Origin of the sequence: Klebsiella sp. (genome assembly GCF_027492335.1) — a bacterium.
In the GTDB taxonomy this organism is placed as follows: domain Bacteria; phylum Pseudomonadota; class Gammaproteobacteria; order Enterobacterales; family Enterobacteriaceae; genus Klebsiella; species Klebsiella huaxiensis.
Genome location: NZ_JAPUEW010000049.1, coordinates 14,086 through 28,830 on the forward strand (window position 1 = coordinate 14,086; position 14,745 = coordinate 28,830).

Genomic DNA, 14,745 nt, shown 5'->3' on the forward strand with positions numbered 1-14,745 from the left:
GCTATCGTGCTGGAAAAATTCAAAACCTACGGATTACGTATCGAAGAATAAAGCCTAAGAGAATGTTTTCTCCCGGTTGTCGGATGGCGGCATGTCGCCTTGTCCGGCCTGTGTTTGATGCCGCTTTGTGGGCAGGATGCGCCATCCGGGCAACGGGCTTACCGCCGTCTTGCGGGATAGTAGCCCGGACAGATGCGCAGCATCGCCTCCGGGAAATTCTGCCACTCTGCACTTTGCTCCCGGGGGCGGCGCAAAGCGCCTTGCCCGGGCTACGGGGTAGCCGCCGTCTGTGGGATGGTATCCCGGACAGATGTGCAGCATCGCCTCCGGGAAATTCTGCCCCTCTGCACTTTGCTCCCGGGGGCGGCGCAAAGCGCCTGCCCGGGCTACGGGGTAACCGCTGTCTGCGGGATGGTAGCCCGGACAGATGCGCAGCATCGCCTCCGGGAAATTCTGCCACTCTGCACTTTGCTCCCGGGGGCGGCGCAAAGCGCCTGCCCGGGCTACGGGGTAGCCGCTGTCTGCGGGCAGGATAGCGCCATCCGGGCAACGGGCTTACCGCTGTCTGCGGGCAGGGTAGCGCTACCGTGCCAGCCGCAGCTGTTGCAGGTTGCCATCCAGCTGCAAATCGGTTTGCAGGCGTGCTATCTCACGGCAGATAAACGCCATCTCTTTATGTTCTTCCAGCTTCTTACGCCACTTCTCCGGCACGTCCGCCAGTCGCGCGTAGATCCCTTCCAGATCCTGAAAATCGGTTAACAGCTGGGCGGCGCTCTTCGGCCCAATCCCCGCTACGCCGGGAACCTTTGAGCTGCTGATACCCGCCAGACCCCAGTAGTCGGGCAGTTGCTGAGGCGTGACGCCGAACTCTTTGGCGATAAACGGCGCATCCAGCCAGCGTTTCTGGAAATAATCGCGAATGCGGATAGTTGGCGACAGCAGCTGGCAGTAGCCTTTATCGGTGGAAACAATGGTGGCCTGATGCCCGGCCTGCGCCACTTTCACCGCCAGAGTGGCGGCAAGGTCGTCGGCCTCGCTGCCGGAGATCGCCCAGCAGCGGAACCCGTGTTGCTCAAACGCCGCCCGCAGGGCTGGCATTTCCGCTTCGAGGGTTTCCGGCATCGGCGCACGCCCGGCTTTATAGTCCGGCAGGCGCTGGTGCCGCCAGCCATGACCGCGCTCTTCATCATCAAACACCGCCACGACGTGAGTCGGCTGGCTATGGACAACCAGTTGTTCAAGCGCGTGCAGACAGGTATCGACGCAGGGCGACCCCTGTACCGCGTGAATGCGGCGAATGAGATTAAGTGCGTCGACGATGAGTAGATGAACGGCCACGGATGTCCCCATAGATAGGCTCCTGTTCTTAATGCCTTTTAGGGTAACATCGCTGCGCGGGTGAGGCTATTGGCACCAGGAGAATCAGGAAGATGACTCGCAGTTTCGATCTAATCGACGTGCATCAGCAGGCTAGGTTCGCTATTAGTGGCGTCGCCGTACCAGACCGCTTCGCGCACCGAAATCGGTTTGTTGATAAGCCCCAGGGCGTAAAAACGATCGGCGATACTTTGCTGGGCGCGAATCACGTTGAGTTCCATCGGGCGTGTTCGATGGCTGCGGCGGGCTAATGCTCGGGTCAGCGAAGCGGCGTTAATCCCCAGCTCCGCAGAGAGCAAGTTTGCAGCTTCATCACGGTGCTGGTCGATAAACTGCCCGGTCTGCGTTAATTCGGCTACCAGGCGCTGCATAATATCGTTATTGCGGATGGCGTAGTCGCGGCGCGAGAGGTAGAAATGGTGGTTGTTGACGCGCCCCTCGCCGCTGGTGACGAGCCGTAATTCACCGCTATATTCCGCATCGCTGAGTAGCGGATCCCACATCATCCACGCATCAACTGTTAGATAATCGCTGGCGGTTAGCGGGTATTTCGGTGGAATGTAGACCACTTTGACGTCATTCAACTCTAGCCCGGCCTCTTCCAGAATATGCAGCAGCAGCCAGTGAACGTTAGAGCCTTTATTCAGCGCGATGCGCTTGCCGCGCAGGTCGGCAATGGTGTGGATATCGCTGTGCTGCGGGACGACCATCGCCACGCTTTGCGGTGCGGGCGGCTCCCAGGCGACGTAGACCAGATCGCTGTTGTTGGCCTGAGCGAAGACTGGCGGCGCTTCGCCAGTGGTACCGAAATCTATCTCATCGCAGGCCAGCGCGTGCAGCAACTGTGGCCCGGCGGGGAACTCGCTCCACAGCACGCTGACGCCGTGGCTGGCAAAGGCTTTCTCCAGACTTTGCCGCGCTTTCAGGATACCGAGGTTGCCGAAGCGCTGAAAACCGATGCGCAGTTCCCGGTCATGACTTTCACTATTTACCGCCGGACGATAAGTCGGCTCCAGCCTGCGGCGGCTTTTAATAATGCCAAAATTCGCCAGCTGCGTGCGCAGCGTGTGGCGACTAATGCCCAGCAGCGCTGCGGCCTGGCTTTGATTGTCATCGCAGCGGGCCATCGCGCCGCGAATCAACGCTCCGGTGACCCGTTCCCACAGCGGCTCGCCCGGTAAGGAGAGCTGGTGGTGAATAAAGTCATCCAGCTCACTGTCGCTGGTGGCCGCGGGTTCGTTGCTGAGGGTCGTCAGCCGGAGCTGGGCGGGGCTAATTTCCTCTTCTTTACTCAACAGAACTGCGTTATGCAGGGTATTTTCCAGCTCGCGAATATTGCCCGGCCAGGGGTATTCCATCAGCCTTGCCAGGGTTTCCGGGGCCAGACGACGAACCGGACGGCCCAGACGGCGGGCGTAGAGCGACAGAAAATGGTCCGCCAGTATGGGAATATCCTGACGGCGCTGGCGCAGTGGCGGCAGCGGAACAATGGCGATATTTAGCCGATAGTAAAGATCTTCACGGAAACGACGCTCGCGGATAGCCTGCATCAGGTCCACGTGGGTGGCGGCGATCACCCGCACATTGACCTTAATCGCTTTGCGCGAGCCGACGCGAGTGATTTCACGCTCCTGCAGGACACGCAGCAGTTTGACCTGAAGCGGCAGGCTGAGTTCGCCGATTTCATCCAGCAGCAGGGTGCCGCCCTCCGCAGCCTCGAACCAGCCGGGATGACTTTGCACCGCACCGGTGAACGCGCCTTTTTCATGGCCGAACAGTTCCGCTTCCGCCAGGCTTTCGCTGAGCGCACCGCAGTTGACGGCCAGGAAGGGGCCATGGCGGCGTGAGCTATGATGATGTAAATAGCGGGCAACGACCTCTTTTCCTGTGCCGGTTTCGCCGACGATAAGCACCGTCGCCTCGGTGGGGGCCAGTTTATCCAGCAGACTCTGAAACGCTTTTGACGCCGGGTCGATCAGCGCAGGCGTGGCGGATGGGGATTCAGGATTCAGCATGGTTGACCTCCGGTATTTGATGACCTGAACTTATCCTGTGCTGACGATGGAAACCAGAGGGCAAACCTGCCGTACTGTTGCAAAAACGACAACCTGAACGCACTGTCTGGCGCATTTGCAACAGCGGGATGAAATTCAATTTCAGGTAACCTATTGAATTTATTTTGTTAATTTTTCATTCACCATTGGCATGATTATCGCTAACACTCATATAACCAAATTAAAACAACGCTTCGATAAATATCGGATATGGTTATATAGGAAAGAGATAATGACGCAAAAAACCGACGATAAAATCAATGTATTCTGGTTCCTGCCCACCCACGGCGATGGTCGCTACCTGGGTACCGCAGAGGGCGGACGCCCGGTTGATTTGCCTTACCTGCAGCAGGTGGCGCTGGCGGCCGACAGCCTCGGCTACTACGGTGTGCTGATCCCAACCGGGAAAAGCTGCGAAGACTCCTGGCTGGTAGCCTCGGCGCTGGCGCCGTTGACTCGTCGCCTGCGCTATCTGGTCGCCGTCCGGCCGGGGCTGCAGCCGCCGACGCTGGCGGCAAGAATGGCGACCACCCTCGACCGCCTGTCGGGTGGTCGTCTGCTGATTAACGTCGTTACCGGCGGTGACCCGGTGGAGAACAAAGGCGACGGTATATTCCTCAGCCATGGCGAACGCTATCAGGTGACCCGCGAATTTCTCGACGTCTACTCCCGTTTGCTGAAAGGCGAAAAGGTGGACTATCACGGCGAGCATATCCACGTTGAGGGCGCGGAAGTGTTGTTTCCTCCGGTGCAGGAAAACGGCCCGCCGCTCTATTTTGGCGGTTCTTCTGAAGATGCCATCGATGTCGCCGCTGACCAAATCGATACTTACCTGACCTGGGGCGAGCCGCCCGCGCTGGTGGCCGAAAAGCTGGCGGTGGTGCGCGAGCGCGCCGCCGCCCGTGGACGTACGCTGCAATACGGTATTCGTCTGCACGTGATTGTTCGTGAAACCGAAGAAGAGGCGTGGGCCGCCGCCGATCGCCTGATATCTCATCTCGATGACGAGACTATCGCCCAGGCGCAGAAAATTTTTGCCCGTATGGATTCTACCGGACAGTCGCGGATGAGCGCGTTGCACAAAGGGTCGCGAGACAATCTGCGCATTGCGCCAAACCTGTGGGCGGGCGTGGGGTTAGTACGCGGCGGGGCAGGGACGGCGCTGGTTGGCAACCCACAGCAGGTGGCGGAACGCATTCGTGAATATCAGGCGCTCGGCATTACCAACTTTATCTTCTCTGGCTATCCGCATCTGGAAGAGGCGCATCGCTTCGCCGATCTGGTGATGCCGTTGCTGCCGCTGGCAGGTCATGACCAGCCGAAGGCGCGTAGCGTGAATACCGGCCCGTTCGGTGAAACTATCGGCGGCGACAAGCGTCCGGTAAAACAGGTTAGCGCAAGCTGAGGGGGAGGTCAGATGTATGCATACTGAACCCCATGTAGTGGTTGTCGGCGGCGGATTCAGCGGCGCGGCGGTGGCGATTCATCTCCTGCGCCTGGCCCCGGTTGGCGTGCGGGTGACGCTACTGGAACCGCGCGAGACTCCCGGCGCTGGCGTGGCGTATTCCACCACGGAGCCGAGCCACCGGATCAACGTTCCTGCCGCGCGGATGCAGCTTGCGGGTGAAGAGGAGGGGGCGTTCGATAGCTGGTACCGCAACCAGCCTGCTTTTGTTGACGATCCGCAGGCCCAGCTTGCGGACGGCGCGGTTTATCCGCAGCGCGGGCAGTTTGGTTGCTACGTGGCCCTGCGTTTTGCTGAGGCAGCACGCGCCAGCGCCGGGCGGCTTATCCATCTGCGTGAACAAGCGCTGAGCCTTAATGATGGCGAAGTTATCACCGACGGTGGTCGTCGACTGTCAGCCGATCTGCTGGTGCTGGCCATCAGCCATCCGCCGCCCTCTTTACCGTCCCAGGCGATATCGTTTGAAAAACATCCGGCATTAATTGCCAACCCCTGGCAAGCGGGCGCTCTGGAAGGTATCGCGCCGGAGGCCAGCGTGGCGGTAATGGGGACCGGTCTGACGATGGCGGATACCGTCGCGACCCTGACGCGGTTGGGTCATCGCGGGCCGATAAGCGCGTTTTCACGCCACGGTCTGCTGCCCCGTAGCAATCTGAGCGGCAACAGCGCGAGCTGGCCCGCTGAATACGGTGAGGGTTCGTTGCGCCAGCGGCTACGAAAGATCCGCAAGGATATCGCTCTTGCGGCGGAGCAGGGAGTGGCCTGGCAGGTGGTGCTGGACGCGGTGCGTAATCAGGGGCAAAGCATCTGGCAGAGGCTGACGCTTGCCGATCGTCAGCGTTTTCTGCGCCATTTACGCAGCTACTGGGATGTTCATCGTTACCGTATCGCCCCGCAGGTCTCCGGAGTTATTGAACAACGACAGCGCGACGGCAGCCTGAGGGTGCTGGCGGCCAGGCTTACGGCCCTCGAAGGCGATGCACAAAAGCTAACGCTAACTCTGTCACCCCGGCGCGGTGAAGCGCAGCGGGTGAGCGTTGACCATTTGATTTTAACTACCGGCCCGGCGCACGGGGCGCTGACCGACAGCCAACTGCTGCTGCGTCAACTGAGCCAGGATGGGTGGATTCGCGCCGATGCGTTTGGCCTGGGTCTGGACGTTGATCGGCATTCGCGGGCGATTGGTCGGGAAGGTCGGGTCACGCCCTGGCTGCTGGTATGCGGGCCTGCCGCACGGGCCTTTTTTGGTGAGCTGATGGGACTGCCGCAGGTGGCTGATCATGCAGCCGCCGTCGCCGCCGAAGCTCTGCTGACGCTGGGTATCAAACCGTCCGTCCGATGTCCGGTGTTCTGAACGCCCTTTTCCCCTGATTCCCTTAAATGATTATGTGCGCGTCCCGCTACCGGGGCGCGTCGTGGAGAGTGCTATGTCATCACAACGTGAAATTCGTCTGAATGCTTTTGATATGAACTGCGTCGGCCACCAGTCGCCGGGGCTGTGGGCCCATCCGCGCGACCGCTCCTGGCAGTACAAGGACCTTGAGTATTGGGTTGACCTGGCGCGCCTGCTGGAGCGCGGCAAGTTTGACGGGCTGTTTATTGCCGATGTACTCGGCGTCTATGATGTGCTGAACGGCAATGGCGATGCGGCGCTTCGCCAGGCGACGCAGGTACCGGTTAACGATCCGTTGGCGCTGATTACGCCGATGGCGCTGGTGACGGAGCATCTGGGGTTCGGCCTGACCGCTTCGCTCTCCTTTGAACACCCGTATCCGTTTGCCCGCCGTCTGTCGACCCTCGACCATCTGACGAAAGGGCGGGTCGGCTGGAATATTGTGACCTCATATCTTGAGAGCGGCGCGCGCAATATTGGCCAGAAAGCGCAGACCGATCACGACGCCCGCTACGACTATGCCGATGAGTATCTGGAGGTGGTCTATAAGCTGCTGGAGGGGAGCTGGGAAGACGGCGCGGTGCTGCGCGACAGGGAGCGTAAGATCTTCAGCGATCCGCGAAAAATTCACCCGATCAACCATCAAGGCAACTTTTTTTCGGTACCGGGGATCCATCTATGTGAACCGTCACCGCAGCGCACGCCGGTGCTCTATCAGGCGGGGGCTTCCAGCCGCGGCAAGCAATTTGCCGCCGGGCATGCGGAGTGTGTATTCGTTGGCGCGCCGTCAAAAGTGCTGCTGAAAAAGACGGTGGCGGATATTCGCCGTCGTGCCGAAGAGGCCGGACGCGATCCGCGCAGCATCCTGATCTTCAACATGCAGACGGTGATTGTCGGCGAAACTGACCGCGCAGCGCAGGCTAAATGGCAGGAGTATAAACCGTACGTCAGCTACGAAGGGGCGCTGGCGCTGCTCTCCGGCTGGACTGGAATCGACCTTGGTCAGTATCAGCCGGATCAGGTGCTGGAGTACCTGCATACCAATGCGATTCAGTCGATGGTGGAGGCGTTTTCTACCGCTGACCCGAATAGCCAGTGGACGGTGCAGAAGCTGGCGGACTGGGCGGGGATCGGCGGCTTCGGCCCGCTGGTGGTCGGTAGCCCGCAGACGGTTGCCGATGAATTGCAGTCCTGGGTGGAGGAGACCGATGTCGATGGCTTCAACCTCGCCTATGCGGTGACGCACGAAACCTTCCGCGACGTGGTCGACCTGTTGATCCCTGAACTGCAAAAGCGCGGCGTGTTTAAGCAGGAGTATCGCGAAGGAACCCTGCGTGAAAAGCTGTTTGGCGCCGGCCCGCGGCTGGCTGCACCGCATCCGGGCGCAGGCTATCGCTACGGTGCGCAGGTCGCGGTCGGGAGTGAAGAGAAGGTGAGTTAATTTTGCCGGTCCCCCTCTCCCCGAAGGGGGAGGGCTGAACTGTGGGGCGGGAGGTTTTTCCCGGAGGCGGCGCTTGACGCGCCTGTCCGGGCTACGGGTCCTCCACCGTCTGCGACCCGGGAAGGGAAGACTTACTGCTTATCCAGCGACCAGGTGGCGCTGCGAACATCGACTTTCACCGGCAGCAGGCCGATGCGGGTGAAGGTGTCCGCCAGCGCCTGCTGTTCGTTGTAGACCGCTGGCGTCATACGCTCGGCCCCGTAGGGCAGGCGCGCCAGCGTCTTCAGCCAGATGGCCTTATCCAGCCCGGTTGAGGTGGAAAGGATCCCGGCGGCATCATCCCGATGGCTATTGGCCCATTTGCTGAGTTTATCCAGTTCATCAACCACCTGCTTCGCAGTCTCCGGATAAGTATCGGCAAATTTTCGGCTTGCCAGATAGAAGGTGTAGTGCGGCACCAGCCCTTCGGCGTTGCGGATCTGTCGGGCTTTAGCATTGGTTTCCACTTCCGCCAGGAACGGATCCCAGATAACCCATGCGTCAATGGCGCCACGCTGGAAGGCGGCGCGGGCGTCGGCAGGCGGTAGATAGACCGGGGTGATATCTTTATAGCTCAGCCCGGCTTTTTCTAGTGCGGCCACCAGCAGATAGTTCACGTCGGAGCCTTTGTTTAACCCCACGCGCTTGCCTTTAAGATCGGCGACAGTCTTAATCGCTGAGTTTTCCGCCACCACAATGGCTTCTGTTTTCGGGTTCGCTGGTGAATGAGCCAGATAGACCAGATCTGCCTGTGCGGCCTGGGCAAAGGCCGGTGGCGCATCGCCAGTGGCGGCGAGGTCGATGCTGCCGACGTTCAGCCCTTCCAGCATTTGTGGCCCGGCCGGGAACTCTATCCAGCGCACGGCAATCCCCTGCTTTCTAAAGCTCTCATCAAGAGTGCCTCGGTATTTCAGCAGTGCGAAGATATTGGCTTTCTGGTAGCCGATATTGACGGTTTCCGGCGTCTTCGCCAGCGCGGAAGTGGATAAGCCAGCAAGCAGTAGCAGCAGGGCCGGGCGAGATAGTTTGAGCATGATTCGTTCTCCTTAAGCGGTTTTGCGTAAGGTAACAAATCGTCTTTATAACCAATAAATAACTAAATTTTCATTTATATAACGTAAATGAAGGATAAGTTCCCGGTATGCCGCAGCACACCGGGAGCAGGCGTTAATCGCAGGCGACAATCTTCATCGCAAGGCCACCGCGCGAGGTTTCACGGTATTTGGCGTTCATATCTTTGCCCGTTTCATACATGGTTTCGATGACTTTATCGAGGCATACCCGTGGTTCGCTGGTGCGGCGCAGTGCCATACGCGCGGCGTTGACGGCTTTGACCGCTGCGATAGCGTTACGCTCGATACATGGCACCTGTACCTGACCGGCAACCGGATCGCAGGTGAGCCCGAGGTTATGTTCCATGCCGATTTCCGCGGCGATGCATACCTGACCGGGGCTACCGCCCAGCAGCTCAGCCAGACCGGCTGCTGCCATTGAGCAGGCGACGCCGACTTCGCCCTGGCAGCCCACTTCGGCACCGGATATTGAGGCGTTCATCTTATAGAGCGATCCAATGGCGCTGGCTACCAGCATATAGCGGGCCAGAGAGTTGGCGTTCACTTTGCGGATAAACTTGTCGTAGTAGGCCAGCACCGCAGGCACGATGCCGCAGGCACCGTTGGTCGGCGCGGTCACCACGCGGCCACCGGCGGCGTTCTCTTCGTTGACCGCCAGGGCGAACATGTTGATCCAGTCCACCACCGCCATCGGGTCGCTATTGGTGTTGTCCTGACTTACCAGCATCCGGCGCAGCGCGGCGGCGCGACGCGGTACGCGCAGCTTGCCCGGCAGGACGCCTTCGGTGGTGATTCCGCGTTCAATCCCGCCGCTCATCACTTCCCAGACCGCAGCGAAGTGCTGTTCCAGCTCTTCTTTACTGTGCAGCGCCAGCTCGTTTTGCATCATCAGGCCAGAAAGCGACAGCCCGCTTTGCTGGCAATGGCGCTGTAAATCGGCGGCGTTTTTGTAGGGATAAGGGACTGCGACCGACGCGTCGTTGGTCAGGCCGAAATGGTCTTCGTCGACGATAAAGCCGCCGCCGATAGAGTAGTAAGTCTGGCTGTAGAGAACCTGGTCGCCGCCCAGGGCGGTAATCCGCATGCCGTTCTCATGCAACGACAGGTTGTCGGCATGGAAATTCATGCATTGATCGACCGGAAACGCGACTTCCTGCTGGCCGTTTGCCAGCATCAGGCGGCCATGGGTGTTGACGTCCTGAATAAAGCCAGGGATAGCGTCGATGTCGACGGTATCCGGCAGGTTGCCCGCCAGGCCCATAATAATCGCGATGTCGGTATGGTGGCCTTTGCCGGTCAGGGAAAGAGAGCCGTAGACGTCGACGACGACCTTCGTCACCTTGTGAAGCAGCCCGCGCTCAATAAGATCGTCCGTGAATTGTTTGCCCGCTTTCATCGGTCCAACGGTGTGGGAGCTGGAAGGGCCAATGCCGATTTTAAAAATATCGAATACGCTGATCATGATGCATCCAGTGCTGTCTGCGCCGCCGTTAAGCGGCGCGGGGGGATATTAGCTAAACAGGGAGTAGAAAATCGCGGAGATAGCAATCAGGCCCATCAGCACCACGAAGACGTTGCTGACGTGGCCGCTGTATTTGCGCATTGCCGGGACTTTCTGAATGGCGTACATCGGCATCAGGAACAGAATCATCGCAATAATCGGGCCGCCAAGGGTTTCGATCATCCCGAGGATGCTCGGGTTCAGGGTCGCCACAATCCAGGTGGTGACCAGCATGAACAGCGCCGTGATTTTGTTCAGTTTATTGATTTCGATGGACTTGCCTTTACCGCGCAGGGATTTAATCACCATGCCGTTAAAGCCTTCACGAGCGCCCAGATAGTGGCCGAGGAAGGATTTGGTGATAGCAATCATCGCAATGATTGGCGCCATCCAGGCGATAATCGGCGCGTTAAAGTGGTTCGCCAGGTAAGAAAGAATGGAGATGTTCTGATCTTTTGCCGCCGCCAGGTCAGCCGGAGAGAGGCTCAGTACGCAGCTGAAGACGAAGAACATGACGGTCAGCACCATCATGATGTGCGCGCGCGCCAGAATGCTTGAACATTTTTTCTCTGCGCCCTGGCCGTACTCTTCGCGTTTTGCCACGGCGAAGGAGGAGATGATCGGCGAGTGGTTAAAGGAGAACACCATCACCGGAATCGCCAGCCACAGAGTCATCCACAGGCCGTTGCCAGTAGCGGCTGCACTACTCAAGGACAGGGTTTCCAGCGCCGCGCCGTTCCACTGCGGGATCAGGTACAGAGCCAGAATCATCAGCGCGACCACGAACGGGAATACCAGCACGCTCATCGCTTTGACGATCATCTGCTCGCCGAAGCGCACGATAGTCATCATGCCGACAATCAGAATCAGGGAAAGAATGGCGCGCGGCGGCGGCGTCATGTGCAGCTGGTGCAGCATAAAGCTCTCGACGGTATTGGTGATCGCCACGCTGTACACCAGCAGAATCGGGTAGATAGCGAAGAAGTAGAGCAGGGTAATCAGCTTGCCTGCGCCGACGCCGAAATGTTCTTCGACCACTTCGGTGATGTCTTCACCCGGATTTTTACCGGACAGCACAAAACGGGTCATACCGCGGTGGGCGAAGAAAGTCATCGGAAAGGCCAGAATCGCCATGATGATCAGCGGGATCAAACCGCCGACGCCCGCGTTGATCGGCAGGAAAAGTACGCCCGCGCCGATAGCCGTGCCGTACAGGCCCAGCATCCACATGGTGTCCGTTTTACGCCAACCGCTACGGGTAGCATCCGAAACGATGGTGCTGGTTTGAGTGGTTTCCATCTGTATCTCCTGGAGGAAGCAACAAAATCTAATGAAGAAAAACGAATGAATAATATGAAATTTTTTTGTTTACGGTTTTTTAGGCATTTTCTCCGTAACAATTGGTGCGGGAAGATACATTTATACGGTGAATTCATCAGTGATCGCGATCGCAAATGCAATAATCCACTTTTAATGTGCGTATTTTTAGTTCAACAGCCTGTTTGTAGTTGTCAGATAGATATTTGTTGCGCGGAGGCTATCATTTTCAGCATATGAGATAATAGTGGGCTTGCGTAATAACGAGGTTTTTACTGTGGAAACACGATGTTCTCGACGTTTTTGCGCTAAAAAGTATTTTTTATAGTGATATTTATTGCTTTTTTTGGAAACGCAAACGATTGGCTATGCAAAAATGTTTTAAAAGATTCATAAAGAAATAGAATTTATTGGAAAGCATGTGGACTGATTAATGGACAAGGCGCTGGGCTTTTGTGCATACCGGTTTGTGAGGAAGGGTAGCCCGGATACCTTCGGGAAACTCAGCCCCTCTGCGCTCTGCTCCCGGGGCGGCGCGATACGCCTGCCCGGGCTACAGGTGCATCACCGTCTGCTGTCCGGTAGCCCGGACAAGATGCGCAGCATCGCCTCCAGGAAATGCGCCGGATCTGAGGCATCACCGCGTCTTCCTCCCGGCTAAGCGCAGCGCGAGCCGGGCTACGGGGTTGTGCGGTTTGTGCGGAAAAGTAGCCCGGACAAGGCGTTAGCCGCTGTCCGGGAGAAAAGCACTCAGGAGCAGATTTCGTAGCAGGGGATGTAGGCGGTACCGCCAGGCAGTTTCATACGATGCTGAGCAACAAAGCCCTGCAGCAGGTCATCCATGCGGCGCATCATTGCCTGATCGCCATGAATTTTATACGGACCGAACTTCTCGATAGCCTGGATGCCCACTTCTTTTACGTTACCGGCGACGATACCGGAGAAGGCACGACGGAGATCGGCGGCTAGCACCTCCACCGGCTGATCCGGATAGAGCTTGAGATTGGCCATATTCTCATGCGTCGGTTCGAACGGCATTTGTAGATCCGGGGCGATGCGGATAGACCAGTTGAAGCTATAGGCATCACCGGTTTCGCGGCGATTCTCTTTCACCATCGGCATTGCTTTTTTCATCTGCCGCGCCACTTCTGCGGCGTCATCAATGATAATGCGATAGTGACGACGGGCAGATTCACCCAGCGTGTGCACGATAAACTCATCCAGCACGCGGAAATAATCGGCGCTCTCTTTTGGTCCAGTAAGGATCAACGGCAGCACCTGCGACTTGTTCGACGGATGCATCAAAATGCCGAGCAGATAGAGCAGCTCTTCCGCCGTCCCCACGCCGCCCGGGAAGATGATGATGCCGTGGGCGATACGCACGAAGGCTTCCAGACGTTTTTCGATATCCGGCATGATGATTAATTCGTTCACCAGCGGGTTCGGCGGCTCGGCGGCGATAATAGACGGCTCAGTCATGCCGATAAAGCGGCTGTCTCTGTATCGCTGCTGCGCATGGCCGACGGCGGCGCCTTTCATTGGCGCTTCCATCGCGCCCGGACCGCAGCCGGTGCAGATGTTCAACTCGCGCAGACCCAGCTGTGTGCCGACGCGGCGAGCGTACAGATACTCATTTTCGTTAATCGAGTGGCCGCCCCAGCAGACAATCATATTTGGCGCTTCGCCGACGTGCAGGGCACGGGCGTTACGCAGAATAGAAAAGACCAGGTTGGTGATATGCACCGAGCTTTCCAGATCAAGATTCGGGAAGCGCACGGTGTTGTGGATTTGGCCGTAGACGAACAGGATATCGCGCAGTACGGCAAACAGGTTGGCCTGCAGGGAACGAATAATACGCCCGTCAACGAAAGCGTCTTCCGGCGGGTTGATCAGTTCCAGCTTCACGCCGCGTTCGCGACGCAGCACGTTAATATCGAAGTTTTCAAAACGAGACAGGAGCTCCTTGCTGTTATCGGTCAGGCTCCCCGAGTTGAGCACAGCAAGCGAGCAGTTGCGAAAGAGTTGATACAGGTCACTGCTGGCGGTGCGTTTAAGCATATCCACTTCCAGCTGCGACAGCATATCCATTGAACCAAGCGGGCTAACATGTGTAATCAAGTGAACTCCTTACAGGACGATTATCGTCTTCCTGTGATTACAATAGCCCTGCTGACGGCGTTTTCACAACCTTGCGCACGCGTTAACGCACGCAAATTGTGAAAATGTTTACTATTGACGGGCGAGGCGAGCGATGGCCGGGACAAATTCGCTATTGCTGCGCCACGGGTTGATATCCAGACCACCACGTCGCGTATAGCGAGCATAAACGGAAAGGGATTCCGGCTGGCAGAAACGCTGAATATCGTTGAAGATGCGCTCAACGCACTGCTCGTGGAACTCGTTGTGGTGGCGGAATGACACCAGGTAGCGCAGAAGCTTTTCGCGATCGATTTTCGCCCCGCGATACTGAATTTGCACCGAGCCCCAATCCGGCTGGTGAGTAATCAGGCAGTTGGATTTCAGCAGATGGCTAACCAGCGTCTCTTCGACCACTTTGCCGGAAGCCGCGCCCTGTAGATAGTCGGCGTTAAACTGGTAGTTGTCGATTTCAATATCCTGACTGTCGATGCAGGTGCCGTGCAGATGCGCCACCGGCTGGCCTTCGAGTTCATCGAGGCGATACAGTGACACCTTCACTTCGCCCTGTGCGCAGGCGCTAAGATCGCGCGCCAGCGTCGCCTGTACTTCCTGCCAGTCGGCGAAGCGGGTCTGGTTAAAGCTGTTGAGATAAAGCTTAAAACTCTTTGATTCCACCAGATTCACGGTGGTGTCGTTCAGCTCAACGTGGCCCACGGCGACCTGCGGTAGACCTTTGGCGTTCAGCCAGGAGAGTTCATAAAGCGTCCAGATATCAGCACCGTGAAACGGCAGGTTATCGGCGTGCAGATCCAGCGGATCGCGGTTCAGGCTGCGCGGGACGCCCTGAAGCAGGCTGGCGTCGTAGGTATCGCGGTAATCAGTTGATTTACCGAGCGTCAGGCCAGCCAGCGCCTGATGATTATCGTAAGAAGACATGTTTCACCAT

Annotated in this window: 10 protein-coding genes; 3 read left to right on the forward strand and 7 right to left on the reverse strand. The window is 57.9% G+C overall.

Features of this window, described 5'->3' with window-relative positions:
* Positions 1-582: 582 nt before the first annotated feature.
* Together xni and QVF11_RS15045 are read right to left on the reverse strand one after the other, a co-directional pair.
* Positions 583-1,338 (reverse strand): flap endonuclease Xni, encoded by a 756-nt coding sequence (gene xni / locus QVF11_RS15040; protein WP_112213993.1) that lies wholly within the window; start codon positions 1,336-1,338, stop codon positions 583-585.
* Positions 1,339-1,448: 110 nt separating this feature from the next.
* Positions 1,449-3,392 (reverse strand): sigma-54-dependent Fis family transcriptional regulator, encoded by a 1,944-nt coding sequence (locus QVF11_RS15045; protein ID WP_142514557.1) that lies wholly within the window; start codon positions 3,390-3,392, stop codon positions 1,449-1,451.
* A 271-nt stretch (positions 3,393-3,663) separates the two neighbouring features.
* Here QVF11_RS15045 and ssuD point away from each other — a divergent pair, with 271 nt between their 5' ends.
* The 3 genes from ssuD (at position 3,664) to QVF11_RS15060 (ending at position 7,730) form a co-directional block, all read left to right on the forward strand.
* On the forward strand, positions 3,664-4,836 hold the full coding sequence (ssuD, locus tag QVF11_RS15050; RefSeq protein ID WP_112213899.1) for an FMNH2-dependent alkanesulfonate monooxygenase: 1,173 nt from the start codon (positions 3,664-3,666) through the stop codon (positions 4,834-4,836).
* A gap of 16 nt (positions 4,837-4,852) precedes the next feature.
* Positions 4,853-6,250 carry an FAD/NAD(P)-binding protein gene (locus QVF11_RS15055; protein WP_287858032.1) on the forward strand — a complete coding sequence of 466 codons (1,398 nt, stop codon included), beginning with the start codon at positions 4,853-4,855 and terminating at the stop codon, positions 6,248-6,250.
* Positions 6,251-6,323: 73 nt separating this feature from the next.
* Complete coding sequence (locus tag QVF11_RS15060) at positions 6,324-7,730, forward strand: LLM class flavin-dependent oxidoreductase (RefSeq protein ID WP_287858033.1); 1,407 nt, start codon at positions 6,324-6,326, stop codon at positions 7,728-7,730.
* A gap of 131 nt (positions 7,731-7,861) precedes the next feature.
* On the opposite strand, the gene QVF11_RS15065 is transcribed toward QVF11_RS15060, so the two are convergent.
* The 5 genes from QVF11_RS15065 to queF all read right to left on the reverse strand — a co-directional run bounded on the left by QVF11_RS15065 (position 7,862) and on the right by queF (position 14,735).
* Entirely contained in the window at positions 7,862-8,803 is a 942-nt protein-coding gene (locus tag QVF11_RS15065; RefSeq protein WP_287858035.1) for an aliphatic sulfonate ABC transporter substrate-binding protein, read from the reverse strand.
* A gap of 133 nt (positions 8,804-8,936) precedes the next feature.
* Complete coding sequence (locus QVF11_RS15070; RefSeq protein ID WP_112213895.1) at positions 8,937-10,304, reverse strand: L-serine ammonia-lyase; 1,368 nt, start codon at positions 10,302-10,304, stop codon at positions 8,937-8,939.
* 48 nt (positions 10,305-10,352) lie between these two features.
* The gene (locus tag QVF11_RS15075) at positions 10,353-11,642 is read right to left on the reverse strand and encodes an HAAAP family serine/threonine permease (RefSeq protein ID WP_112213894.1); all 1,290 of its coding nucleotides are present in this window, start codon (positions 11,640-11,642) and stop codon (positions 10,353-10,355) included.
* A gap of 768 nt (positions 11,643-12,410) precedes the next feature.
* Positions 12,411-13,778, reverse strand: a complete 1,368-nt coding sequence (ppnN, locus tag QVF11_RS15080) for a nucleotide 5'-monophosphate nucleosidase PpnN (RefSeq protein ID WP_110275885.1) — start codon at positions 13,776-13,778, stop codon at positions 12,411-12,413.
* A 111-nt stretch (positions 13,779-13,889) separates the two neighbouring features.
* Positions 13,890-14,735: an NADPH-dependent 7-cyano-7-deazaguanine reductase QueF gene (gene queF, locus QVF11_RS15085; protein ID WP_112213893.1), complete on the reverse strand. Its 846-nt coding sequence runs from the start codon at positions 14,733-14,735 to the stop codon at positions 13,890-13,892.
* Between the last annotated feature and the right edge of the window lie 10 nt (positions 14,736-14,745).

What these genes read in the sequence shown, in the direction of transcription:
- QVF11_RS15045 (WP_142514557.1), bottom strand. Translation starts at nt 3,392, where the DNA reads ATGCTGAATCCTGAATCCCCATCCGCCACGCCTGCGCTGATCGACCCG.
- QVF11_RS15075 (WP_112213894.1), bottom strand. Translation starts at nt 11,642, where the DNA reads ATGGAAACCACTCAAACCAGCACCATCGTTTCGGATGCTACCCGTAGC.
- QVF11_RS15065 (WP_287858035.1), bottom strand. Translation starts at nt 8,803, where the DNA reads ATGCTCAAACTATCTCGCCCGGCCCTGCTGCTACTGCTTGCTGGCTTA.
- QVF11_RS15060 (WP_287858033.1), top strand. Translation starts at nt 6,324, where the DNA reads ATGTCATCACAACGTGAAATTCGTCTGAATGCTTTTGATATGAACTGC.
- QVF11_RS15070 (WP_112213895.1), bottom strand. Translation starts at nt 10,304, where the DNA reads ATGATCAGCGTATTCGATATTTTTAAAATCGGCATTGGCCCTTCCAGC.
- QVF11_RS15055 (WP_287858032.1), top strand. Translation starts at nt 4,853, where the DNA reads ATGCATACTGAACCCCATGTAGTGGTTGTCGGCGGCGGATTCAGCGGC.
- ssuD (WP_112213899.1), top strand. Translation starts at nt 3,664, where the DNA reads ATGACGCAAAAAACCGACGATAAAATCAATGTATTCTGGTTCCTGCCC.
- queF (WP_112213893.1), bottom strand. Translation starts at nt 14,735, where the DNA reads ATGTCTTCTTACGATAATCATCAGGCGCTGGCTGGCCTGACGCTCGGT.